We start from the raw sequence: 24,726 nt of genomic DNA on the forward strand, positions 1-24,726 counted from the left end.
GGACCCTCGCCGGATACCTGCACGCCACGCGCCCCGCAAGCGCGCGAGCCGAGCGGGCATGCTACACCGCCATCCATGAGACGAGGGACGGGACGAGGTCTGGCGGTACTCACGAGCGGCGGCGACGCGCCGGGGATGAATGCGGCGATCCGCGCGGTCGTGCGCACGGGGATCGACCGCGGGTTCGAGCTGTACGGAGTGCGCGACGGCTACCACGGGCTCCTCGAGGGAAACCTGCGCCCGCTCGCGGGACGCGACGTCAGCGGCATCATCCAGCGGGGCGGGACGATGCTCGGCACGGCGCGGAGCCCGGCCTTCAAGACCGAGGCGGGGCTCGAGCGCGCCGTGCAGGTCATCTCGGACGCTCGCATCGACGGCGTCGTCGTCATCGGCGGCGACGGCTCGCAGGCGGGCTCCCTGGCGCTCTCGAATCGTGGGGTCCCGGTCGTCGGGGTCGCGTCGACGATCGACAACGACCTCGCCGGATCCGACGTCACGATCGGAGTCGACACCGCGCTCAACGTCGCGCTCGAGGCGATCGACCGCCTGAAGGTGACCGCGTCCTCGCTCCGCCGCGCCTTCCTGGTCGAGGTGATGGGTCGTGGCTGCGGGTATCTCGCGCTCGCGGCCGGCATCGCCGGGGGGGCCGAGGCCATCTGCATTCCGGAGCAGCCGGTCGACCCGGAGCACGTGGCGCAGGAGATCCTCTCGGCCTACAAGTCCCGCAAGCAGCACGCGCTCATCGTCGTGGCCGAGGGCGCCAGCCACGACGCGGCGGCGCTCATGCGCTACTTCGAGGAGCATCGCGACCGCCTCGGCTTCGTGATCCGGGCCACCACCCTGGGACACGTCCAGCGCGGCGGCACGCCGACGGCGTTCGACCGGCTTCTCGGCTCGCGCTTCGGCGCGGCGGCGGTCGAGGCCTACGCGAGCGGCACCCACGGAGTGCTCGTCGGTCTCCGGCGCGACTCGGTGACGACGACGCCCCTCACGGACGTGGTCGGGAAGAAGAAGCCCCTCAGCGCCAAGCTGATCGAGCTGGCGCGCGTCCTGCGCTGAAGGGATCCCTGCCGGAAAAGCAGCGGGCCGCGGGAGGAGCATCCTCCCGCGGCCCGCGTGATCCCGCGTTCGTTCGGCGCGCTAGGCGGCGGCGCCGATCAGGCGCTCGAGCTTCTGGCGCACCAGCGACGGGTCGACGACCGGCTTCGCCAGGTAGTCGTCGCAGCCGATCGCGAGCGCCTTCTCCTCGTCGCCGGCCATGGCCTGCGCCGTGAGAGCGATGATGCGCACGGCGTCGCCGCCGTCCATCTGGCGGATGCGTTTCGTCGCCTCCCATCCGTCCATGACGGGCATCTTCAGGTCCATGAAGATCAGGTCCGGGCGGTCGGCCTTCACCGCCTCGATGGCCTCCTGGCCGTTGGTGGCCTCGCGAATGTCGAACTGCCCGATCTTCTTCAGACGGTAGACGAGGATGCGACGATTGTCCTCGTTGTCTTCGACGACCAGGATCTTCTTGAGCGCCATCAGTGTCCCTCTCTCCCGTCTCCCGTTCCCGACGAAGCGGCCCCACGCTTCGCGCGCCGACACACGGCGTTCCATGCCGGCTGCGTGCTCAGTATGCAGCCGTGACCCCGGACTCTCAAACCTCGGCAGCTCCGCAGACCGTCAGTAATTTGACTTGCGGTCCGCCATCTCCTTACTTCCGCGTGATGTCGGTCCGCACGCGCTTCCCGCCGAGCCCGACCGGGGCGCTGCACATCGGCGCGGTCCGCACGGCCCTCTTCAACTACCTCTTCGCTCGCCACCACGGCGGTGCGTTGGTGCTCCGGATCGAGGACACCGACCGCGAGCGATCGACGCCCGAGTCGACGGCCACCATCCTCGACGGGCTCCGCTGGCTGGGTCTCGAATGGGACGAGGGTCCGTTCTTCCAGAGCCAGCGCACCGAGCTGTATCGGGCCCAGGCCGATCGCCTGCTCGAGGGCGGCCGCGCCTACCGCTGCTGGTGCACGGCCGAGGAGCTCGAGGCGAAGCGCGACGCGGCCATCAAGGCGGGGGGCCGCGTGGGCTACGATCGCACCTGCCGCGAGGGCCGGACGCCGCCGGGCGACGAGTCGAGCTTCGTCGTCCGCTTCAAGGCCCCGCTCGACGGCGAGACCGTCGTCGACGACAAGGTGAAGGGCCGCATCGTCTTCCAGAACGCCGAGCTCGACGACCTGGTCCTGCTGCGTTCCGACGGCACGCCGACCTACAACTTCTGCGTCGTGGTCGACGACGTCGACATGCGCATCACCGACGTGATCCGCGGCGACGATCACGTGGCCAACACGCCGCGGCAGGTCCTCCTCTATCAGGCGCTCGACGCGCCGCTGCCGCGGTTCGCCCACCTGCCGATGATCCACGGGCCCGACAAGACCAAGCTCTCCAAGCGGCACGGCGCGACCTCGATCCTCGCGTACCGCGACCAGGGCTACCTGCCCGACGCGTTGGTCAACTACCTGGCACGGCTCGGGTGGTCGCACGGCGATCAAGAGCTCTTCTCGCGAAGCGAGCTGGTCGAGAAATTCTCGCTGGAGAGCGTCGGCACCTCGCCGGCGATCTTCAATCCCGAGAAGCTCGCATGGGTGAACTTCCAATATCTCAAGGCGACACCGCCCGAGACCCTGGCCCGCCTCGTCGGCCCATTTCTCGTGCAGGCGGGTCTGCCGGTGCCTACCGATCAGGCATGGCTCGGCAGCGCCCTGGCCACCCTCCGCGAGCGCGCGAAGACCCTGGCGGAGCTCGCAGAGGCAGCGCGATTCTACATTTCGGACACGATCGAGATGACCGCACAGGCCCAGGCGCAGCTGAGGGCGGAGATCGCGCCCGCCTTCGACGAGCTCGTCGATCGACTCGAGCGTCTCGAGCGCTGGGAGCCGGCGACGATCGAGGCAGCGTTCCACGCCACCATCGAGCGACACGCGATCGGTCTCGGAAAGCTCGCGCAACCGGTGCGGGCCGCCGTGACGGGATCGACGGCGAGTCCCGGCATCTACGAGGTGCTCGACGTGCTCGGGCGTGACCGCACGATCGCGCGTTTACGCGCTGCACGCGCGCACTTTCCGAGCGTTGCGACGCCGTCCGCACCTTGACTCCCCCACCCCCATCCTCTAGCTTTCGCGCCGCGTTGAGGCGTCGGCTAATTGGTAAGCCACCTGACTCTGGATCAGGCCACTGGAGGTTCGAGTCCTCCCGCCTCAGCTCCGGTCCCATCGTCTAGCGGCTAGGACACCGGCCTCTCACGTCGGTAGCGGGGGTTCGATTCCCCCTGGGACCACTCACTCCTCCGCGCGGACCGCGTGCGATCCGCTGGCAGCGGAGTGCTCGCCGCGGCAATTTCTTGACAGCGGCCCTTCTGCAGCGTAGCCTCATGCTCGGGTCGCGTGTTCGGGACGACGCAGGACGATCCGAAGGGGGCGTGGGTGCGGTGGAGGTGTTGGGAGGCCGCAGAGCACCAGTGTGCGGCTACTTCGCGAGCGCGTGTCGCAAAGTGGCTCCGTTCGCTGTCTCGCTGGCTGCGACCCACTCGCCGGCCACGTCACCACGCCGGATCGTTCCGGCACATCGCTTGCACTTGGATGTGGCCAGCAGGCGTTACGCTCGCCGCGCGCACACCGATGAAACAAGAGGTTCTACGGCTCCAGCCCGTACGCGCTGGAGGAAGAACAGGGCCGGCCGGGCCCTGACACATCGGCCACGTCGGCGAGCCGAGAGGAGCAACGCCCATGGATAGGCAGCCCTCGTTCGAGCAACTGATCAAAGAGGACCGCGCCTCGCGCGACGCGAAGCGGTGGCGCGGGACACTCCTCGAATACCTCGAGCTGGTTCGCAAAGACCCGTCGATCACCAAGCTGGCCCACGCGCGGGTCTACGACATGATCATGCGCCCGGGCTCGCATGACATCCTCGAGACCGACGACGGGCGCGTGAAGCGCCTCTACAAGGACGAGTCGGTCAAGGTCTACGACTTCTTCGGGGACGAGTTCTTCGGCATCGAGAAGACGATCAGCCAGATCGTCCGCTACTTCCACTCGGCCTCGCTGAAGGGCGAGGAGAGCCGGCAGGTCCTCTACCTCATGGGCCCCGTCGGCTCGGGCAAGAGCTCGCTCGCCGAGAAGCTGCAACGCGGCCTCGAGGCGCTCGAGCCGTTCTACACCATCGACGGCTGCCCGATGTTCGAGGAGCCGCTCCACCTCCTGCCGCGCCACCTGCGCAAGGAGTTCGAAAAGATGCTCGGCGTGCACATCGAGGGCGATCTCTGCCCGGTGTGCCGCTTCCGCCTGAAGGAGGAGTACGGAACGCGCTACGAGGAATTCCCCGTCGTCGCGCGCTACTTCTCGAAGCGCAACCGCGTCGGCATCGGCGTCGTGCCGCCGGTCGACCCGAACAACCAGGATACCTCGGTGCTGATCGGCAGCGAGGACATCTCGAAGCTCGACGTCTACAGCGAGGGCGACCCCCGCGTCCTCGACCTGAACGGCGCGCTCAACGTCGCCAACCGCGGCGTGTGCGAGTTCATCGAGGTCTTCAAGAACGAGACCGAATACCTGCACGCCATGATCACGGCGACGCAGGAGAAGATCATCCCCGCGCCCGGCCGGCACGGCATGGTCTACGTCGACGCCGTCATCATCGCGCACTCGAACGAGGCCGAGTGGCAGAAGTTCAAGGCCGACCACACGAACGAAGCCATCCTCGATCGCATCGTGGTCGTGAAGGTCCCGTACAACCTGCGCCTGTCCGAAGAGGTGAAGATCTACCAGAAGATCATCCGCCACTCGGACTTCCACGCGCACGTGGCCCCGCACACGCTGGAGGTGGCCTCGATGTTCGCGATCCTCTCGCGACTCGAGCCGTCCAACAAGTGCGACCTCATGACCAAGCTGAAGCTCTACAACGGCGAGGAAGTCGTCGAGAAGGGCAAGACGAAGAAGCTCGACGTCCACGAGCTGCGCGACGACACCAAGCGCGAGGGCATGTTCGGCATCTCGACGCGCTTCATCATGAAGGCGCTCGACAACGCGCTGTCGGACAACGTCGAAGGGAACTGCATCAACCCTATCAACGTCCGCGAAGCCATCATCAACATGACGAAGGAGACGGACCTCCCGGACGACACCCGCAAGAGCTACCTCGAATTCCTTCAGGACACGCTCCACAAGGAGTACCTGGAGCTGCTCGAGAAGGAGATCACCAAGGCCTTCGTCTACTCCTATCAGGAGCAGGCCGAGTCGCTCTTCCAGAACTACCTCGACCACGCCGAGGCCTTCGTGAACAAGACGAAGGTGAAGGACCGCAACACGAAGGAAGAGCTGACGCCGGACGAGGGGTTTTTGAAGTCCATCGAGGAGCAGATCGCCATCATCGGCTCGGCCGCCGAGGGCTTCCGGCAGGAGGTCATCGCCTACCTCTGGGCGTCCAGCCGCCGCGGCGAAAAGGTCTCCTACCACTCCTACGAGCCGCTGAAGGAAGCCATCGAGAAGAAGCTCATGACCTCGGTGCGCGAGATCAGCCGCATCGTGACCAAGGCCCGCACGCGCGACGAGGAGCAGAACGAGAAATACAACGCGATGGTCCAGAACCTCCTCGACAACGGCTACTGCCCGAGCTGCGTCGACGTCACGCTCAAGTACGCGGCCAACAACCTCTGGAAGGACTGAGCGGCGCCCGCGATGTCGCGCACGGTCGATTCGATCTTCCGGCCGTACGCGCCCGCAGACGCCGAGCGCAGCGATCGCTCGGCCGGCGACCGGGCGCGTCACCGGGCCAAGGTCCGCGAGTCGATCCGCGAGAACATCGCCGACATCATCGCGGAGGAATCGATCATCGGGCAGAGCCGGGACCGCGTCATCAAGGTCCCGATCCGCGGCATCAAGGAGTACCGGTTCGTCTACGGCGACAACACGCCGCAGGTGGGCCAGGGCAAGGGCAGCACCGAGCGCGGGCAGGTCGTCGGCAAGGCCAACGGCGAAGCCGACGGCGAGGGCCAGGACAAGGCCGGCGATCGCCCGGGCGCCGACTACTACGAGACCGAGGTCACGCTCGAGGAGCTGATCGAGATCATGTTCGAGGACCTCGAGCTCCCGGACCTCGAACGGAAGGCGCTCCGACAGCTCGAATCGATCCGCTTCGGCAAGCGCAAGGGCTACCGGCAGGTCGGCATCCGTGTCCGGCTCGACAAGCGCCGCACGGTCCGCGAGCGCTCGAAGCGGCTCCACGCCGCCCGACGGCGCGATCGCCTCGCTGCCGAGAGCTCACCCGATCCGACGGCCACCCTCACGACGCCGCGGCGCTTCCCGTTCCACGACCACGACCTCGTCTACCGGCACATCATGACCGACATTCGCAACGAGTCGAATGCGGTCGTCCTGTGCCTCATGGACACCTCGGGCTCCATGGACACCATGAAGAAGTACCTCGCCCGGAGCTTCTTCTTCCTGCTCTACCAGTTCATCTGCACGAAGTATCAGAACGTCGAGATCTCGTTCATCGCGCATCACACCGAGGCGAAGGAAGTGACCGAGGAGGAGTTCTTCCACAAGGGTGAGTCGGGTGGCACGTTCATCTCGTCCGCGTACCTGAAGGCGCTCGAGATCATCAAGGAGCGTTACCACCCGTCGCTCTGGAACGTGTACGCGTTCCACTGCTCGGACGGCGACAACTTCGATTCCGACAACCCCGCGGCGCTGAAGTCGGCCAAGGAGCTCTCGGAGGTCTGCAACCTGTTCGGCTACGGCGAGATCAAGCCACTCGGCTCGCGCTACTACGAGAGCTCGATGCTGAACGTCTTCCGGCGCCTCGAAGCCGACAACTTCCAGACGGTCCTCATCGAGCGCAAGGAGGACATCTGGCCCTCCTTCAAGGCGTTCCTCGGCAAGGATCGCGCGGCGGCGGAGGGCTGAGACGGTGGCGACCTGGAGCGTCGCGGATCTCGAGGCGTGGGACGGGCGGATCCGCGAGCGCGTCGACGCCATGGGGCTCGACTGCTACCCGCAGGAGTTCGAGCTGTGCGACCACGCACAGATGCTCGGCTACATGGCCTACTCGGGCATGCCGTCGCACTATCCGCACTGGTCCTACGGCAAGGCTTACGAGAAGCTGAAGACGCTCTACGATCACGGCGTCTCGGGGCTGCCCTACGAGATGGTCATCAACTCGAACCCCGCGCTCGCCTACCTCATGCGCGACAACTCGCTCCTGCTCCAGGTGCTCACCATCGCACACGTCTACGGCCACAACGACTTCTTCAAGAACAACTTCACCTTCCGCACGACGCGCGCCGAGTTCACCATCAGCACGTTCAAGGCGCACGCCGACCGCATCCGCCGCTACGTCGACATGCCGAGCATCGGCATCGAGAAGGTCGAGGCCGTCCTCGACGCCGCGCATGCCCTCTCGCTCCAGTGCCGCCGCAACCTCGCCATCCGCAAGCTGAGCCCCGAGGAGCAGCGCGACCGTCTCGTCGAAGCCGCGACCCCGGCTCACGATCCCTTCCAGAGCATCCACCGCCGTGCCGAATCGACCGAGCCCGAGCTTCGCAAGACACCGGCGGCACCCGACGAGGACCTGCTCCTGTTCATCCGCGACCACAACCCCTTCCTGCAGGGCTGGCAGCAGGATCTCCTCACCATCGTCCACGAGCAGGCGCAGTACTTCATCCCGCAGATCGAGACCAAGATCATGAACGAGGGCTGGGCCTCGTTCGTCCACAAGCGCATCCTCGACTCGCTCGAGCTGCCGCAGGAGCTGCACCTGGAGTTCCTGGTCCGTCACAACCAGGTGGTGCGGCCGATCCCGGGCAGCCTCAACCCCTACCATCTGGGTCTGAAGCTCTGGGAAGAGATCGAGCGCATCGGCAACGATCCCACTCCCGAGGAGCGCGAGCGCATCGGACCGGGCAAGACCGGACGGGACCTCCTGTTCGAGACACGCGAGGTCGACCGCGACGTCTCGTTCCTGCGCCGGTGGCTCACGGAGAAGGTGATGCGCGACCTCGACCTCTTCGTCTACGAGCCGAAGGGCGACGACCTGGTCGTGAGCGACGTCTCCGACGAGGAGGGCTGGCGGTCGGTGAAGGAGTCCCTCCTGCACGCCGTCGGCATGGGCGGCATTCCGGTGATCCACGTCGAGGACGCCGACTTCGGCGGCAATCGCTCGCTGCTGCTCGCGCACGGTCACGACGGGCGCGACCTGCAGCTCGAGAACGCGGAGAAGACGCTCGCCTACGCCCACCGCCTGTGGGGCCACGACATCGTGCTCGACACCGTGCTCGACGGCAAGCGGACGCACCTCACGTTCAGCGACAACGGATTCGCGGCCAAACCCGTGAAGTAGAGGCCCGGCCGACTGGCTGGCTCCACCCCGGCTCGTCGGTATAATCCCCGACCGGATGCCGATCTACGAGTACCGGTGCGCCGATTGCCGGAAGAAGGTGACGGTGCTCACGCTGCGCGTGAGCGAGGCGGTCGACGCCGTGTGCGATCGCTGCGGAGGCCGTCGTCTGGACCGGCTCATGTCGCGCTTCGCCACCGTACGCTCGGAGAACGACCGCCTCGACGACCTCACCGACGACGCCGCGCTGGGCGACGTCGACGAGAGCGACCCCAAGAGCATGGCACGCTGGATGCGCAAGATGGGCAAGGAGCTCGGCGACGACGCCGGCGGCGATTTCGACGAGATGGTGGACGAGCTCGAGAGCGGGGAGAGCTCCGAGGACGAGGCCGGCGACGACGCCGGCGGAGGGGACGAGTCGTAGCGGTGTCCGCCCCCCGTCCTGCCCGCCGCTCCCGCGTGGAACGTGCCGCCGATCGCTTCGGCTGGACCGACGTCCTGGCCAGCATCTCCGACGGCGTCATCGTGCTCGACGCCGAGGGGATGATCGGCGATCTCAACCCGGCCGCGGAGCAGCTGACCGGCACGTCCGCCTCCCATGCCATCGGCCTGTCCTTCAGCGGCACCTTCGGCGCCCGCGATCACAACCGCTGGCTGGTCGACATGGTCGACGCCACCCTGCGCGAGGCCGTCACCCATCGCCGCTCGCAGGAGACGCTGCGAGGGCCGACGCACGAGCTCCTGGTCGGCGCCGCCTGTGCGCCCATCCTCGATCCCGGTGGCGCCGTGCGGGGCGCGGTCCTCATCCTGCACGACCTGACGCTGCAGCACACACTGGAGGGCGCGACCCGTCACGCCGAGCGCCTCTCGGCACTCGGTACGGTCACCGCCGGCCTCGCCCACGAGATCCGCAACCCACTCGGCGGCATCAAGGGCGCCGCGCAGCTCCTGCGCAACGACCTCACCGACCCCAATCAGCTCCGCTGCACCGAGCTCATCATCCGCGAGGTCGAGCGGCTGGACGGCCTCGTCGACCAGCTCCGTTCGCTCGGCGCGCCGCCGGCGTTGAACCTCGAGCCGGTCAACATCCACCGCGTGCTGAACGACGTCATCGACCTCGAGCGCCAGTCCCCCGAGTGGGGAGCGGCGGTCGTGGTCGCCGAGTTCGACCCGAGCCTCCCCCCGGTTCTGGGCGACCGCGCCCAGCTCCTGCAGGTGTTCCTCAACCTGGTGAAGAACGCCGTCGAGGCCCTCGGCGGCTCGGGCACGATCACGATCGTGACGCGCATGGACACCGGGTACCGCATCCGTCGCGGCGAGAATCGCGCCCGCTTTCTCGCCGTGACCATCACCGACACGGGGCCGGGGATCTCCGCCGCCGACGTTCCTCACCTCTTCGCCCCCTTCTTCTCCACCAAGGCGCGCGGCAGCGGGCTCGGCCTCGCCGTCTGCCAGCGCGTCATCTCGCAGCACGGCGGCGCGATCGCCCACGAGACCCCGTCGCGCGGCGGCGCGCGCTTCCGGGTGACCCTCCCGGTGACGGAGGATCACGATGGCTGAAGCACCCGAGGCGAGCGGCACCCTGCTCATCGCCGACGACGAGGAGTCGATCCGGTGGGTCCTCGAGCGGGCGCTCACGCAGCTCGGGCATCGCGTGCTCGTGACGCCGAACGGCGCCGCCGCCCTCGAGGTGCTGCGCTCGAACGACGTCGACGTGGCGCTCGTCGACATCCGCATGCCGGACCTCTCCGGCCTGGACCTCCTCTCCCGCGTCCGCGAGGAGGGCATCGACACGCTCCTCATCATCATGACCGCGCAGAACACGATGGGGAACGCCATCGAGGCCACCAAGCGCGGCGCCTACGACTATCTCACCAAGCCGTTCGACCTGGAGCAGGTGGGCCACCTGGTCGGCCGGGCGCTCGCGCTCCGCCGCCTGACGCGCGACCTGCAGCGGCTGCGGGGCGAGCTCGAGCAGCGGCACGAGCTCGTGATCGGGCGCACGCCCGCGATGCAGGAGGTCTACAAGGTGATCGGCCGCGTCGCCGCCACCGATGCGACCGTCCTCATCCAGGGCGAGACCGGCACGGGCAAGGAGCTGGTCGCCAAGACGATCCACTACCATTCGGGGCGCAGCGGGGCGTTCGTCGCGCTCAACTGCTCCGCGATCCCGAACGAGCTGCTCGAGAGCGAGCTCTTCGGCTACGAGCGCGGCGCGTTCACCGGCGCGACCGAGCGCCGCATCGGCAAGTTCGAGGCGGCGGCGAGCGGCACGCTGTTCCTCGACGAGATCGGCGAGCTGCCGCTCGCGCTCCAGGTGAAGCTGCTGCGCGTGCTCCAGGAACGCGAGTTCACGCGCGTGGGCGGCCGCGAGGCCATCCGCGCCGACGCGCGCATCGTCGCGGCCACGAACCAGGACCTCGAAGCCGCCGTCCATACGGGCCGCTTCCGCGAGGACCTGTTCTTCCGCCTGAACGTCGTCCGCATCACCGTCCCGCCGCTGCGCGACCGCCGCGCCGACATCCCCGAGCTGATCGACTTCTTCGTCGACAAGGTGAACCGCACGCTCAACACCGCGATCGTCGGCGTGACCGACGACGCCCGGGAGGCGCTCCTGCGCCACAGCTGGCCGGGAAACGTCCGCGAGCTCGAGAACACCCTGCTGAGGGCGGCCGTCCTGGCGCGCGGGCGGACGCTGCTCGCCGAGGACTTCACGCTGACGGGCGGCAAGCCCGGCGCCGCGGGCGCCGGTACGCTCGGCCTCGAGGACGCCGTGCGCCGCCGCGTCTGGGAGATCCTCGAGCAGAACGGCGACGCGACGACGGGCACGATCTACGACGCGGTCATCGCTGCGGTCGAGCGGCCCCTCATCGAGCTCGTCCTCGACCGGGCGGGCGGCAACCAGGTGAAGGCGGCCGACATGCTCGGCATCAACCGCAACACGCTGCGCAAGAAGATCACCGACCTCGGCATCGCGGTGCGCAAGACGCCCACCGGCACGGCGTGAGCGCGCCTCGCCTCCCTCGCCTGTACGCCATCGTCGATCCCCAGGGCACCGACCGTTCGCCCTTCGACCTCGCAGCGGCCTACCTCGCGGGCGGCGCGCGACTGCTGCAGCTCCGCTTGCCGGGGGCGACCGCGCGGGTCCTCTTCGAGGCGGCGCTCGCGCTGCGTGCGCTCACACGTGCGACGGGCGCACGCCTCATCGTGAACGACCGCCCCGACGTCGCCGCCGCGGTCGACGCCGACGGCGTCCACCTGGGGCAGAGCGACGTGCCCGTCGCCGTCGCCCGGCGCCTACTCGGCTCCGAGCGCTGGATCGGCGTCTCGACGCATGACCTCGCGGAGGCTCGGGCCGCCGTCGCCGGCGGCGCCGACTACCTGGGGGTCGGCCCCGTGTACGCGACCGCGAGCAAGGTGGGCGCCCTGCCCCCGCGGGGCCTGGACCTCGTGCGCGAGGTTCGTGCCCTCAGCGATTGCCCGCTGGTCGCCGTCGGCGGCATCACGCCGAGCACGGCGCCCGAGGTGATCGCCGCCGGCGCCGATTCGGTCGCTATGATCGCGGCGCTCGCCCGTGCGGCCGATCCAGCCGCGGCCGTGCGCGACGTGCTGGCGCGCCTCGCCCCGCGCGCTCAGTGAAGCCGGCCGCCCCCGCCGGTCGCCGCGTCGTCCGAGATCATCTCGCGGTTCTCGAAGCGCGTGTACTCGCGGAGGAAGGCCAGCTCGACGGAGCCGATGGGGCCGTTGCGCTGCTTGGCGACGATGATCTCGGCCACGCCCCGCTTCTCGGTGTCCTCGACGTAGACCTCTTCGCGATAGATGAAGGCGATCACGTCGGCGTCCTGCTCGATGGCGCCCGACTCGCGGAGGTCCGAGAGGCGGGGCTTCGGGGGGCTGCGGTTCTCCACCTGCCGGTTCAGCTGCGAGAGGGCGATCACCGGGACGTTCAGCTCCTTGGCGAGCGCCTTGAGCGAGCGTGAGATCTCGGAGATCTCCTGCTCCCGGCTGTCCTTGCCCTCCGAGCTCCGCATGAGCTGCAGGTAGTCGACGACCACGAGCCCCAGCTTCGAAGCGGGATCGCGCCAGAGGCGGCGCGCCTTCGCGCGGAGCTCGAGCACGGTGATGGCGGGCGAGTCGTCGATGTAGATCGGGGCCGACATGAGCACGTGCGCCGACTGCGCCAGCTCCGAGAGCTCGCCCGGCTGCAGGTGCCCGGTGCGCACGCGCGCGAGGTCGATGCGGGCCTCGGAGCACAGCATGCGGAGCGCGAGCTGCTCCTTCGACATCTCGAGCGAGAAGACGGCGATGCCGGTCCCTGCGCGGAGCGCGGCGTTGGCCGCGATGTTGAGCACGAACGCCGTCTTCCCCATGCTCGGCCGGCCCGCGATGATCACCAGATCGGACGGCTGGAGCCCCGCCGTCAGCTTGTCGAGGTCGACGAAGCCGGTCGTGACGCCCGTCACGGCCTGCTTCTGCGCGTGCAGGCGCTCGACCAGGTGGAACGTGTCGCTCATGAGGGAGTCGAGCTTCACGAACGCCGGCTTCACCTCGCGCTCCGAGATGGAGCAGATCTGCTGTTCGGCGCGATCGAGCAGGTCCTTCACGTCGCGTGAATCCTGATAGCCGCTCGACGCGATCTCGGTCGCGGCGCCGATGAGGCTTCGCAGAATCGCCTTCTCGCGCACGATGCGGGCGTAGTGCGTGACGTTGGCTGCGGTCGGCACTCGCTCCGCGAGCTCGGCCAGGTACGACGCGCCGCCCACGTCCTGCAGCTCACCACGCTGGCGCAGCGTTTCGGGCAGCGTCACGAGGTCGGCCGGCTCGTTGCGCTCGGCGAGCACGATCATGGCCCGGAAGATGCGGCGGTGCGCCTCGCGGTAGAAGTCGTCGGCGCGCACGAACTCGAGCACGCGATCGAGGGCGGTGTTGTCGAGCAGAACGCCGCCCAGGACCGACTCCTCGGCCTCGAGGCTCTGCGGCGGGAGCCGCCGGAGCGCGTCGTCGGCAGCGGCCATGGGCCGGCTATCTCGCGCCGTCGGTGAGCAGGGCGTTCAGAGCGTGCTGATCGTGCTTGGAGATCTGCTCGCCGGTGGGCGGGCGCACGGGCTCGTCGTTCATGAGAACGCGCCACATGCCGAATCCGGTCGCGACCGCCGCGATCAGCAGCACCAGGGGACGCAGGATGGCGCCGCGTGGCCGTCCGCCCGCCGCTCGTCCGTCATCCCTCCGCATCAATCCGCTCCTTCCATCCCAGCTACGTGAGGCCGGGAGTGTAGCGTTCGGGGCCCGCGATGGCCAGAGGGAGGGGTGTCCGCTCGCCGAGGCGCGGGCGGAGGATCGGCCAACCGCGGCGCTGGGCCACGCGTCGCAAGGGAGGATCGGGGTGGACGATCAGCGGGTGGCCGACGGCTTCCAGCAGCGGCAGATCGGTCACGGAATCGGTGTAGAAGTAGCTCTCCGCGAGGTCGAGGCCCTCGCGCGTCGCGAGCGCACGGGCCCAGTGCACCTTGCCCTCGGCGTAGCAGATCGGGTGTACGACCTTGCCGGTGAACAGGCCCTCCTCCACCTCGAGCTGCGTCACCAGGAAGTGTCCGATGCCGAGGTCGGCGGCGAGCGGCTCGGCCAGATACCGCGTTGCGCTCGTCGCCAGCACCGGCACGTGTCCCGCCTCGCGATGCGCCGCCACGAGCGCGGCCATCTGCGGATAGAGGTATTGGCGGACGTCGCGGACGTACCAGCGCTCGCAGTCCTCGCGCATCGTCCGTTCGTCTTTGCCGACGACGAACCGCATCGACTCGCCGAGCGTGCTCTGGATGTCGAGGAGGCCCAGCTTGTATCGCGCGAGGTAGTAGAGCGTCCACGCCACGTCGCGGCGGCGGGCCTGGCCCGTCCGCCGCAGGTGGCGCATGTAGAGCGGAGCGGAGTTGCGGGCGAGGAGCGTTCCGTCGATGTCGAAGAACGCCGCGATGCCCACGCCGACTAGGCTCGCTCGACGACCATCGCGATGCCCTGTCCACCGCCGATGCAGAGCGACGCGACGCCGAGCTTCGCGCTGCGATCGGCCATGGCGTAGAGCAGCGTGGTCAGCACGCGGGCGCCGCTCGCGCCGATCGGGTGACCGATGGCGATCGCGCCGCCGTGGACGTTGACACGCGCCTTGGGGATCTTGAGCTCGCGGAGCACGCCGAGCGACTGCGCGGCGAACGCCTCGTTCAGCTCCCAGAGGTCGATCTCCTCCTTGCGGAGGCCGGCCTTCGCAAGCGCCTTCTCGCACGACGGCCACGGGCCCATGCCCATGATCGACGGATCGACGCCGGCCGAGGCGTACGAGCGGATGGTCGCGAGCGGCGTCAGGCCCAGCTCCTTCGCCTTGGTGTCGGACATGACGACGAGCGCCGCGGCGCCGTCGTTGATGCCCGAGGCATTGCCGGCCGTGACGGAGCCGCCGTCGGGCTTGAAGGCCGGACGGAGCTTCGCGAGCACCTCGGTCTTGGTGTCGGGTCGCGGATGCTCGTCGGTGTCGAACTTGAAGACCTCGCCCTTCTTCGCGCCCGGCACCTCGACCGCGACGATCTCGGCCTTGAACTTCCCGCCCTTGATGGCCTCGCCGGCCTTGTGCTGGCTCTCGGCCGCGAACTCGTCCTGCTCCTCGCGCGTGACACCGTACTTGGCGGCTATGTTCTCGGCGGTGACGCCCATGTGGACGTGCGTGATCGGACAGGTGAGCCCGTCGGCGATCATGGAGTCGAGCAGCTGATCGTGCCCCATCCGGACGCCGAAGCGCGCCTTCTTCAAGATGTAGGGGGCGCCGCTCATGCTCTCCATCCCGCCCGCCACGACGATGTTGGCGTCGCCCAGGAGGATCGACTGGGCGGCCAGCGCGACGGCCTTGAGGCCCGATCCGCACGCCTTGTTCACCCCGTAGACCGGGACCTCGTTGGGCAGCCCGCCCTCGAGCTCGGCGACGCGCGACGGGTTCAGTCCGAGCCCCGCCGACAGCACGTTGCCGAGGATCACCTCGTCGACCTGTCCGGGCTGGATCTTGGCGCGGGCGATCGCCTCCTTCACGGCGATCGCTCCGAGCTTCGTCGCCGGCTGCTGGGCCAGCGCGCCTCCGAGCGTACCGACGGCGGTCCGAGTCGCGCTGACGATCACTGCCTTGGCCATGGGGATCCTCCTGACGTCGCCTTTGTGATGAGAGCCCGGATGGCGCGGAGCCGCGCCCCGGCGGGGAATGTGTGTCTAGCACAGCCCCGTCGCAATAGGCTATCGGTCCGGACGACCGTGTGGAATGGGCATCGGCTAGGGCTCGTGATGTCGGGTGGCGGAGCCCGCGGGGCCTACGAAGTCGGGGTCCTCTCCTTCCTGCTCGACACCCTGCCCCGGCGCCTGGGCCGACCGCTCGACCTCGACATCTTCACGGGGACCAGCGTCGGAGCCATCCACGCCTGCTATGCGGCCGCCAGCGGAGCGACCCCCGGGGCCGGGGACCGGTTGATCTCGATCTGGCGCTCGCTGTCGGTCGACGGCGTCTACGACCTGCACGTGCCGAACCTGGTCGCCGTTCCGAGGCGCCTCCTCGGCCTCAAGCGCGAGGTACCGACGGAGGGACGGCTTTCGGGCCTCCTCGACACCCGTCCCCTGGAGCGGCTCGTGCGCGAGAAGATCCCGTGGGACGAGCTGCGCCGCCGGCTCGACACCGGCGCGATCGAGGCGGTCGCGATCGCCGCGACGGAGATCGCCACGGGCAAGTCGGTGGTGTGGATCGACCGGCCCGGAACGCGCCTCCACGGCTGGTCGCACGACCCGTTCGTGATCGCGCGCTCGACGCAGCTCCAGCCGGTGCACGCTCTTGCGTCGGCGGCGATCCCGTTCCTCTTTCCGTCGCTCGCCGTCGACGGCAGCTACTTCTGCGACGGCGGCCTGCGCCTCAACACCCCCCTGTCACCCGCGCTGCGGCTGGGCGCCGACCGTCTCTTCGTCGTCGGGCTGCGCCACGTGCCGACCGCCGAAGAGGACGCCGCTCTGGCGAGTCATCGCGTCGCGAGCTTTCCGTCGCTCACCTATCTCACCGGCAAGGTGCTGAACGCGCTCCTGCTCGACCACGTCGACTACGACGTCGATCGCCTGGCGCTCATGAACGCCATCCTCGAGACGGGCGTGCGCGCCTACGGCCCCGAGTTCCTGCCGCGCATGAACGAGACGATCGAGCGCCTGCGCGGCAACCCGTATCGCGTCGTCCGCCACGTCTACCTGCAGCCGTCGCGCGACCTCGGCGTGATCGCCGCCGAGTGCGTCGAGCACCGTCCGCCCGGGCGCACGCTGCAGGGCTGGCTCGCCGACGTGATCGTCCGCTACGCCGTGCGCGGCGACGTCGTCGAGGAAGACCTGCTCTCCTACCTCTACTTCGACCGCTGCTACGCCGAGCACCTGATCGAGCTCGGCCGCGCCGACGCCGAAGCACGCGGCGACGAGATCGCGGCGCTGTTCTCGGACTAGCCCTGCGGATCCGCGCCGACGCGCGGGTAGCCCTCGGGGCGCACGTAGCGGGGGCTGCGGCCCGGCGGCACCGGAACGCGATCGCGCTGCTTCTTCGTCAGGCGGATCATCACCTTCATGGACTGCTCGAACTCGTCCATGGGGCGCGTCTCGAGCAGACCGCGGCGAACCATGTCGTCGAACAGCTCCTCGCCGCGCTTGGAGCGCAGGACGGTGATCGTCCAGTCCATGCACGCGACGCCGCCGCACGAGATGTCGGCGAGCTCGGCCGTGAAGTCACCGCAGTGGTGGCACTCGGGCCGTGCGTACTCCTGCGCCTTGTGGAGGCTCATCTCCACGACCTCGCCGTCCTTCTTGTAGACGAGGACCTTCCCCTTCACGTTGAACTTCTTCACCTCCGACAGGGGGATCTGCATTTCCTCCTGGATCTTCTTCACCATGAGGCCCTCGTAGGTGAAGACCTCGGTACACAGGAGGCCGATCGTGAAGTCGACGATCTCGCCGAAGCCTTTCAAGAACTTGGTCTGCTTCTCGATGTGCGCGGGCTTCTTCTTCCCGTTGTGGATGAACGCGGTGTCGGCGTGCTGGATCTTGCGGACGGGCGTGATCTGGCAGGGCACGCCGACGAACGCCACCTTCTTCAACCCGAGCTTGTCGGCCTGCTCGAGCGCAAGGTCGTTCGGACAGTAGGTGTACCAGCTCGACGCGCTGCCGATCGCCTCGTGGACGGTGCGCACGACCTTGGGCTTGGGATGCGCGGGCATCTCGGGATCGGCGGCCGACACGCACGCCCCGTCGAAGATGCCTTCGCGCAGGCCGTGCGCCAGGATCGCCGTCACGACGCCGCCGTCCTGACACTTGGCGAGGATCTCCGGATCCTTGCAGCGCGCCGCGACGATGCGGCGGTAGCGCCCGAAGACGTCCTCGTGCAGCGCGGGCTCCTTCGGATGGACCTGGTCGCGGAGGTCGAACTCGCGGATGCCGATCCGGGGACACACTTGCGCGCAGACGTCGCAGCCGATGCCGGTGCTGATGCCGCAGTGGTCGAAGGCGGCGGTGGCCTTCGCCACCTGCTTCGGCTTCCCGTCGATGTAGTCGATGACGTTGTGCGGGCACACGAGGACGCAGGTGCCGCACTCGCAGCAGCTCCCGAACGCGACGACCTCGTTCATCATCTGCTTGAACGTCACGTGAGCCATCGCCGGACCCTTAGCACCCCCGTCGCGCGAACTGAAAGGCAGCGTCAGTGGGGGAAGTACGCCGGCCATACGAGCGGATCGAGCACGGCCGTCTGCACGCAGAAGGCCAGCTGTCCCGCGACGGCGAGCCGGAAGATCGCCGTCGACGGCCGCGGATGCGCCCGTACGATCGCAACGAGGAGCCCGACCGATCCCACCGCCACCGCACACAGAACGAAGCGGATCACGATCCAGAGCCCCTCGGACGGCGCCTCGAGCATGCGGAACGTGAGAGGCATCCAGAGGGCCGACGGCACCAGCATGAGAGCGTAGAGCGCGGAGAATACGCCGTAGCCCTGGCGCCCCACGCGAACCCGCTCGGCGTCCAGGCGCAGGAGCACGAAGGCGAAGGCCGGGAAGTAGCCGGCAGCTGCGGCCAGCATCGAGACCGCATAGGCGGGGCGCATCCAGTCGGGGACACCCCCCCAAAGCGCGCCAGGGTCGCGCGTCGTGGCGAACCCGTACCAGTAGCTCCCGAGGACGGCCACGCCACCGAAAACGTTGATCCAGAGGAGCCTCCGCCGGGCCGGGTGCACGCTCCGAGACTGTGCACGGATGCCCGATTGAAGCTACTACCTTCGTACGGAAAACGCTGGCGCGATCGCCATGTTACACGCGCCGGGCGCCTCCTTTTTTCATTGACAAGCGCATCGGCGCCTATGTTACCCAACAAGGGCTAACGTTGGAGGAGGGGCCCTCGTGTCGATGCATTTCTTTCAGGCCAAGTGCCGGTCGGCTTCCGCAACTCGCGTGACGGGACGCCTCGCCGTCTTGGGCGGCGTGCTGCTCGCTACGACGCTCGTGCTCGGCATGGCCGCGCCCGCCGCGGCGCAGGTGTGCGGCGACACCATCCTCGACGCCGGTGAGCAGTGCGACGACGGCAACACCGTCGCCGGCGACTGCTGCTCGCCGACGTGTCAGTTCGAACCGTCGACGACGGTTTGCCGTCCCGCGGCCGGAGCGTGCGACGTCGCGGAGACGTGCACCGGCGCGAGCGGCACCTGTCCCGCCGACGTCATTCGACCGAGCGGCTTCTCGTGTCGTCCCATCGCCAACATCTGCGACCAGGCCGAGTTCTGCGACGGCGTCAGTACCGCCTGTCCCGTCGACGGCTTCCTGCCGAGCACGGTCGTCTGTCGCGGCTCCCAGGGCGTGTGCGACCTCGCCGAGAGCTGTACCGGAGCGAGCGCCATCTGTCCCGGCGACGCCAAGAGCGTCGCCGTCTGCCGTCCGTCGGTGGGCGTGTGCGACGTGCCGGAGAACTGCGATGGATCGCACAACACCTGTCCCGCCGACATCGTGGTACCGGGCGGAACGGTCTGCCGGCCTTCGGCGGGCATCTGCGACATCGCCGAGACCTGTACGGGCGTCACCGGCGCCTGTCCGGCGGACAGCTTGCAGCCGTCGACGACCGTCTGCCGCGCGAGCGTCGGCACGTGCGACATCGCCGAGAACTGCACGGGGTCGAGCCCGCTCTGTCCGGCCGACCTCGTGGTGAATGTCGGCACCGTCTGCCGCGTGGCGGCCGGCGTGTGCGACGTGGCCGAGAGCTGCACGGGTCTCTCGGGCGCCTGTCCGCCCGACGCCTTCGTGCCGGCGGCTACCGAGTGCCGCGCATCGGCCGGCGTCTGCGACGTGGTCGAGACCTGCACCGGCTTCAGTGGCGTCTGCCCTGCCGATACGTTCCAGCCCGCGACGCTCGTGTGCCGCCTGTCGGCGGGACCGTGCGACCAGGCCGACCAGTGCACGGGCATCGGTGCGGCATGCCCCTCCGACGCCAAGAAGACCAGCGTCTGCCGCTTCGCGGCGGATCTCTGCGACCAGGCCGAGAGCTGCGACGGCATCAACGATGCGTGTCCTCCGGATCTCGTCCGCCCCGCGGGCTCGCTGTGCCGCGACGCGGCCGGGCCGTGTGACCTCGCCGAGAGCTGCGACGGCGTCAGCGCCGCGTGCCCCGCCAACGCCTTCCGGCCCGCCACGTTCGAGTGCCGCACCTCCGCGGGCATCTGTGACGTCGCCGAGTTCTGCACGGGATCGAGCGCGCCCTGTCCGCCGAACACCTTCCAGCCGATGAGCACCGTGTGTCGCGCTTCAGTGGGAGCGTGCGACGTCGCCGAGAATTGCACCGGGGCGAGCGCTACCTGCCCGGCCGACGCGAAGAGCACGGCCGTATGCCGGCCTTCGTCGGACCTCTGTGACGCGGCCGAGACCTGCGACGGCGTGAGCAACACGTGCCCACCCGACGTCTTGAGCCCGAACGGCACGGTCTGCCGCGCGCCGGCGGGCGTATGCGACGTCGCGGAGCTGTGCACGGGTTCCAGCCCTGTCTGCCCCGCCAACTCGGTCTCTCCCTCGGGCACGGTGTGCCGTCCCGCGGCTGGCACCTGCGACGTCGGCGAGACCTGTGACGGCGCGAACCCGACCTGCCCTGCCGACGCGTTCCAGCCGTCGGGGCAAGTGTGTCGTGCCGCCGCCAGCGTGTGCGACATCGCCGAATCCTGCACCGGAACCTCCGCCTCTTGTCCCGCCGACGTCGTGCAGGGCGCCGGACTCGAATGCCGGCCCTCCGCCGGCGTCTGCGATCCCGCCGAGTCCTGCAACGGCACGAGCGGGACCTGTCCGCCCGACGCCAAGAGCACCGCCGTGTGCCGGCCGGCCGTGGACCTGTGTGACGCGGCCGAGAGCTGCGACGGCGTCGGCAGCAACTGTCCGACAGACGGCCTCCAGCCGTCGGGCACGACCTGTCGCGCGGCGGCGGGAGGGTGCGACGTCGCCGAGGTGTGCAGCGGCGCCAGCGCGAGCTGCCCCGCCGACGTCCTCGCGCCGAGCGGCACGGTCTGTCGCGCCTCGGCGGGCTCGTGCGACATCGCCGAGACCTGCAACGGCTCGACCAGCGCCTGCCCGGCCGACGCGTTCCAGCCATCCTCGCTCGTGTGCCGCCCGTCGGCCGGAGTGTGCGACGTGGCGGAGAGCTGCACTGGAACGAGCGGGGTCTGCCCGGCCGATGCGAAGAGCACGGCGGTCTGCCGGCCGTCGACGGATCTCTGTGACGCGGCCGAGAGCTGCGACGGCGTCGGCGACACCTGTCCGGCCGACGCCCTCGCCCCGGCGGGCACCACGTGCCGGGAGTCCTCGGCGCCCTGCGACGTGGCCGAGACCTGCACGGGCTCGAGCGCGGCGTGCCCACCCGATACCGGTGTCAACAACACCGACGGCGACGGGGACGGCGCCTGCGATCCCATCGACGACTGCCCGGCGGTCGCGGATCCGGCTCAGGCCGACACCGACGGCGACGGCGTCGGCGACGCGTGCGACCCGTGCACGAACATCGTGCCGGTCGTGGGCGTGAAGACGAAGCTCACCATGGCGCGCCTGGTGGCGCCGGCGGGCGACGACCGCGTCAAGTTCAAGGGCCTGATGACCGTCCCGACGTCGCCGGCGATCGATCCACCCACCAAGGGGATCCGCTTCGTCGTGACCGACGGCACCGGCGCGACGGCAGTGGACGCGACCATCCCCGGCGGCTCGCCGTGGATCACGAACGGCGCCGGGACCGCGTGGATCTACCGCGATCGTACGGGCGCGGTCGACGGCATCACGAAGGCGGTGCTGAAGAGCCGCACGCCGGGCGAGATCAAGTTCACGGTCGTGGGGAAGAACGGAACGTACGGCCTACCGACCGAGCCCACCGTGCGTGCGACGCTCGTCATCGACTCGCCGAACGCGACGACCGGACAGTGTGGTGAGTCCACCTACACGACCGGACAGGACCAGCAGTGCAAGTTCCTGCCGGGCGGCCGCATCGTCTGCAAGTAGACACACGACTCCCGTCGGCGCTCGAGCTGCTCTCGACCCATACACGCAGTCGCTGACGAGGCGGCCGCCCATGCGGCCGCCTCGTCTACTGCGCTGATCCTCAGCCGCCGCGACGCTGCGGCGGCGGCGGTGGAGGCGGAGCCGGCCGAGCTGGCGGTGGCGGTGGCGGTGGCGGCGGCGGCTCTGGGCAAGCGTAGTGGCCGATCAGGTAGCCGACCAGGCCACCTCCGACGAAGCCACCGCCCGTCCCTGCGGCGATCTGACCAGAGTCACCGCCATCCCCACCCTCGAACTCGCCGACCAGCGTGCCCCCGAGCGCTCCGCCGATGACGGCACCGCTCGCGGTCGTGATGGCTTTACAGAGAGTGGGATTGTCCCGCATCGCGCTGCACCCGGTGAGTCCCACCAGCACAGCAAGTGCGGCTACTCCTCTGCCTATTCTCATCGTTCCCCCTTATTGGGTTTGCGGCTCGCGACGACACAGGCATGGCGATCCATCGCCGTTTTCGGCCTGCCCCGCCGGGCCTACTTCCATGCAGTGACGTCTCCATACAAAGTTTCGCGCAAATCGCAAAATGGTCCCCCGTCTGGCATAAAGGGACTCATGGTGACCCCCCTTGCATTGCCCTTGACTCCAAGCAGCCCCGCGGCTCGGCGCGCCTACCCGGTGCCGGTCGCCCTGGTCCTCTTGGTCCTGCTCGTGACCGGGGGATGTGCCGCCCTGAGCGAGCCGAAGGTGCAGAAAACAGAGGGAAGGAAGGACGCTGTGGGGCCATATCTGGTCCTCAAGCTGAACGAACGCCGCGTCTATCTGATGGACGACCCCCCGGGGTCGCCCCCGAAGTCGTACATCGTCGCGGTCGGCCGAAAGCCCACGGAAACTCCGACCGGGAAGTTCGCGATCAAGGAGATGGTCAAGAACCCCGATTGGGTGAAGTTCGACTTCAAGGATCCGACGCGCGTCCTCGGTCGGATCCCTCCGGGCCCGAAGAACCCGATGGGCCTTCGCTGGATCGGCTTCGCGATGTCGCCCCACGGCTGGGACGTCGGCTTTCACGGCACGCCGCAGCCGGAGCTGCTCGGACAAGCGGTGAGCCACGGCTGTGTGCGGATGCGGAACGAAGACGTCGTGATGCTCTTCGATCGGGTGAAGATCGGAACCCCGGTCATCGTCGAGCCCTGACGACGGGGGGTCGCGTCACCTGAGCGCCGCGCGACGCTACACCGCGAACCGGAAGTGCACGATGTCGCCGTCCTGGACGACGTAGTCCTTCCCTTCGAGCCGCAGCTTCCCCGCCTCGCGACACCTGGCCTCGCTGCCGAGCGCGATGAAGTCGTCGAACGCCATCACCTCGGCGCGGATGAAGCCGCGCTCGATGTCGCTGTGGATGCGACCCGCGGCCTTGCGCGCGACCGTCCCGCGACGGATCGGCCAGGCGCGACACTCGTCCTCGCCCGCGGTGAGGAAGCTGATCAAGTCGAGCAGGCCGTAGCTCGCGCGAATGAAGCGGTCACGCGCGCTCTCGGTGAGACCCAGATCGGCGAGAAACGCGGCGCGGTCCGCCGGCTCGAGCTCGGCCACCTCGGCTTCCACCGCCGCCGACAGAACGAGCGCTTCTGCACCGACGGCCTTCGCCGCGGCAGCGACGTCGGCCGGCACCGGCTTCGCGACCTCGGCCTCGGCGACGTTCACGACCACGAGCAGCGGGCGCATAGAGAGAAACGCGAAGCTCGAGAGCGCCGTCTGCTCGTCGGCCGAGAGTCCCGCCAGGCGAAGCGGGCGGCCGTCTTCGAGCAGCGCCTGCAGGCGGACGAAGAGCGCGAGCTCGCGCTCGTTGCCCTTCTCCTTCTTCATGCGCTCGACCTTCTTTTCGACCTGCGCGAGATCCGCGAGCACGAGCTCGGTCCCGAACGCCTCGACGTCGGCCGCGGGTGTCGCGGCGGCGCCCGCGAGATCGGGGAACCCGCGCACGACGACGACGAGCGCGTCGGCGTCGCGCAGGGCCGTCACGATCTCGGCGTCGAGGACGGCCTTCCTGGTTGCGTCCTTCGGCGGCGGGAAGTCGACGAACGTGACCTCGGCGTAGGTCACCTTCTTCGGGTTGTGGATCTTCGCGAGCGCGTCGACGCGCGCGTCGGGCACCTTGATGGTCCCGAGCAGCGCGCGCCGCTCGCCGGCCGTCGCGCGGAGCCCCGTCAGCGCCGAGAAGACCATCGTCTTGCCGGAGCCAGAAAATCCCGTGAGCCCGACCTTCACGCGGCCTCCCGGACTGCGGCGGCTGCGAGCTCGAGGCCGATGATCGTCTTCGCGTCGACGATCTCGCCGCGGTGGACCATGGCGAGCGCTTCGTCGAGCGGCACCTCGCGGATCTCGTCGATCACCTCGTCATCGTCGCGCGCGTGGCCGACCTGCTCGAGGCCACGCGCGAGAAAGAGGTGGATGCGCTCGTTGCAGAACCCGGGCGTGGTGAAGACCGATCCCAGGTGGCGCAGCTCGCGGGCGGTGAGGCCGACCTCTTCGCGCAGCTCGCGCGCGGCGCACGCGACCGGCGGCTCGTCCGCCGTGGCGAGGATACCCGCCGGCAGCTCCCAGATGTAGCCGCCCGCCGCGTGCCGATACTGCCGGATCAGCACCACGCGGCGGGCCTCGTCGACCGCGGCCACGGCGGAGGCGCCCTTGTGATCCATCAGCTCGAGATCGACCGTCGCCCCGTTCGGCAGCGCCACCCGCTCGATGCGCAGGTTCACCACCCGGCCCTCGTAGATCATCCGAACCATCCGCTCCGGATATCGAGTGGCGCGC

General features: G+C 69.0%; 21 protein-coding genes and 2 tRNA genes. 14 read left to right on the forward strand and 9 right to left on the reverse strand.

The features are described from left to right. The first annotated feature begins 75 nt into the window (after nt 1-75). Complete coding sequence (locus VMS22_01825) at nt 76-1,059, forward strand: ATP-dependent 6-phosphofructokinase (GenBank protein HXJ32753.1); 984 nt, start codon at nt 76-78, stop codon at nt 1,057-1,059. 81 nt (nt 1,060-1,140) lie between these two features. Here VMS22_01825 and VMS22_01830 read toward each other — a convergent pair whose 3' ends face one another. Further along, nucleotides 1,141-1,524, reverse strand: a complete 384-nt coding sequence (locus tag VMS22_01830) for a response regulator (protein HXJ32754.1) — start codon at nt 1,522-1,524, stop codon at nt 1,141-1,143. Between the two features lie 182 nt (nt 1,525-1,706). Between VMS22_01830 and gltX the strand changes: the two genes are divergently transcribed. From gltX to thiE, 10 genes are all read left to right on the forward strand, one after another. Beyond that, entirely contained in the window at nt 1,707-3,131 is a 1,425-nt protein-coding gene (gltX, locus tag VMS22_01835; GenBank protein HXJ32755.1) for a glutamate--tRNA ligase, read from the forward strand. Between the two features lie 36 nt (nt 3,132-3,167). Then, a tRNA-Gln gene (locus VMS22_01840) sits at nt 3,168-3,240 on the forward strand. Nucleotides 3,241-3,244: 4 nt separating this feature from the next. Next, a tRNA-Glu gene (locus VMS22_01845) sits at nt 3,245-3,316 on the forward strand. Between the two features lie 448 nt (nt 3,317-3,764). Further along, a complete protein-coding gene (locus VMS22_01850; GenBank protein HXJ32756.1) occupies nt 3,765-5,699 on the forward strand; it encodes a serine protein kinase in 1,935 nt (644 codons plus the stop codon). A gap of 12 nt (nt 5,700-5,711) precedes the next feature. Continuing rightward, nucleotides 5,712-6,941, forward strand: coding sequence for a sporulation protein YhbH (gene yhbH / locus VMS22_01855; GenBank protein HXJ32757.1), 1,230 nt, complete (start codon nt 5,712-5,714; stop codon nt 6,939-6,941). 4 nt (nt 6,942-6,945) lie between these two features. Beyond that, nucleotides 6,946-8,373 carry a SpoVR family protein gene (locus VMS22_01860; protein ID HXJ32758.1) on the forward strand — a complete coding sequence of 476 codons (1,428 nt, stop codon included), beginning with the start codon at nt 6,946-6,948 and terminating at the stop codon, nt 8,371-8,373. Between the two features lie 55 nt (nt 8,374-8,428). After that, the gene (locus VMS22_01865; protein ID HXJ32759.1) at nt 8,429-8,794 is read left to right on the forward strand and encodes a zinc ribbon domain-containing protein; all 366 of its coding nucleotides are present in this window, start codon (nt 8,429-8,431) and stop codon (nt 8,792-8,794) included. A gap of 35 nt (nt 8,795-8,829) precedes the next feature. Beyond that, on the forward strand, nt 8,830-9,930 hold the full coding sequence (locus tag VMS22_01870; protein ID HXJ32760.1) for an ATP-binding protein: 1,101 nt from the start codon (nt 8,830-8,832) through the stop codon (nt 9,928-9,930). Continuing rightward, entirely contained in the window at nt 9,923-11,377 is a 1,455-nt protein-coding gene (locus tag VMS22_01875) for a sigma-54 dependent transcriptional regulator (GenBank protein HXJ32761.1), read from the forward strand. The genes VMS22_01870 and VMS22_01875 overlap by 8 nt, the downstream gene beginning before the upstream one ends. Further along, nucleotides 11,374-12,009, forward strand: a complete 636-nt coding sequence (thiE, locus tag VMS22_01880; protein ID HXJ32762.1) for a thiamine phosphate synthase — start codon at nt 11,374-11,376, stop codon at nt 12,007-12,009. Before VMS22_01875 ends, thiE begins: the two co-directional genes overlap by 4 nt. Here thiE and dnaB read toward each other — a convergent pair. From dnaB to VMS22_01900, 4 genes are read right to left on the reverse strand one after another with little or no spacing between them, the layout of a single operon-like run. Beyond that, complete coding sequence (gene dnaB, locus VMS22_01885) at nt 12,003-13,385, reverse strand: replicative DNA helicase (protein HXJ32763.1); 1,383 nt, start codon at nt 13,383-13,385, stop codon at nt 12,003-12,005. The genes thiE and dnaB overlap by 7 nt on opposite strands. Nucleotides 13,386-13,392: 7 nt before the next feature. Continuing rightward, nucleotides 13,393-13,602 carry a hypothetical protein gene (locus VMS22_01890; GenBank protein HXJ32764.1) on the reverse strand — a complete coding sequence of 70 codons (210 nt, stop codon included), beginning with the start codon at nt 13,600-13,602 and terminating at the stop codon, nt 13,393-13,395. A gap of 22 nt (nt 13,603-13,624) precedes the next feature. Beyond that, nucleotides 13,625-14,344, reverse strand: coding sequence for an HAD family hydrolase (locus VMS22_01895; GenBank protein HXJ32765.1), 720 nt, complete (start codon nt 14,342-14,344; stop codon nt 13,625-13,627). Nucleotides 14,345-14,349: 5 nt separating this feature from the next. Then, on the reverse strand, nt 14,350-15,537 hold the full coding sequence (locus tag VMS22_01900) for an acetyl-CoA C-acetyltransferase (GenBank protein ID HXJ32766.1): 1,188 nt from the start codon (nt 15,535-15,537) through the stop codon (nt 14,350-14,352). A 147-nt stretch (nt 15,538-15,684) separates the two neighbouring features. Between VMS22_01900 and VMS22_01905 the strand changes: the two genes are divergently transcribed. After that, the gene (locus VMS22_01905; GenBank protein ID HXJ32767.1) at nt 15,685-16,869 is read left to right on the forward strand and encodes a patatin-like phospholipase family protein; all 1,185 of its coding nucleotides are present in this window, start codon (nt 15,685-15,687) and stop codon (nt 16,867-16,869) included. On the opposite strand, the gene VMS22_01910 is transcribed toward VMS22_01905, so the two are convergent. Beyond that, the gene (locus VMS22_01910; protein HXJ32768.1) at nt 16,866-18,068 is read right to left on the reverse strand and encodes a Coenzyme F420 hydrogenase/dehydrogenase, beta subunit C-terminal domain; all 1,203 of its coding nucleotides are present in this window, start codon (nt 18,066-18,068) and stop codon (nt 16,866-16,868) included. The two genes, VMS22_01905 and VMS22_01910, sit on opposite strands and share 4 nt — an antisense overlap. Nucleotides 18,069-18,112: 44 nt before the next feature. Then, nucleotides 18,113-18,595, reverse strand: a complete 483-nt coding sequence (locus tag VMS22_01915; protein ID HXJ32769.1) for a hypothetical protein — start codon at nt 18,593-18,595, stop codon at nt 18,113-18,115. Nucleotides 18,596-18,857: 262 nt separating this feature from the next. On the opposite strand from VMS22_01915, the gene VMS22_01920 reads away from it, so the two are divergent. Both VMS22_01920 and VMS22_01925 read left to right on the forward strand, forming a co-directional pair. Then, a complete protein-coding gene (locus VMS22_01920; protein ID HXJ32770.1) occupies nt 18,858-21,923 on the forward strand; it encodes a hypothetical protein in 3,066 nt (1,021 codons plus the stop codon). 196 nt (nt 21,924-22,119) lie between these two features. Beyond that, complete coding sequence (locus tag VMS22_01925) at nt 22,120-23,106, forward strand: L,D-transpeptidase (GenBank protein ID HXJ32771.1); 987 nt, start codon at nt 22,120-22,122, stop codon at nt 23,104-23,106. Between the two features lie 36 nt (nt 23,107-23,142). Here VMS22_01925 and VMS22_01930 read toward each other — a convergent pair whose 3' ends face one another. Together VMS22_01930 and VMS22_01935 are read right to left on the reverse strand one after the other, a co-directional pair. Then, nucleotides 23,143-24,180, reverse strand: coding sequence for a DUF933 domain-containing protein (locus tag VMS22_01930; GenBank protein ID HXJ32772.1), 1,038 nt, complete (start codon nt 24,178-24,180; stop codon nt 23,143-23,145). Next, nucleotides 24,177-24,701: an NUDIX hydrolase gene (locus tag VMS22_01935; protein ID HXJ32773.1), complete on the reverse strand. Its 525-nt coding sequence runs from the start codon at nt 24,699-24,701 to the stop codon at nt 24,177-24,179. Before VMS22_01935 ends, VMS22_01930 begins: the two co-directional genes overlap by 4 nt. Nucleotides 24,702-24,726: the final 25 nt, after the last annotated feature.

This window comes from Candidatus Eisenbacteria bacterium, from assembly GCA_035577985.1.
Classification (GTDB): domain Bacteria; phylum Desulfobacterota; class Binatia; order DP-6; family DP-6; genus DATJZY01.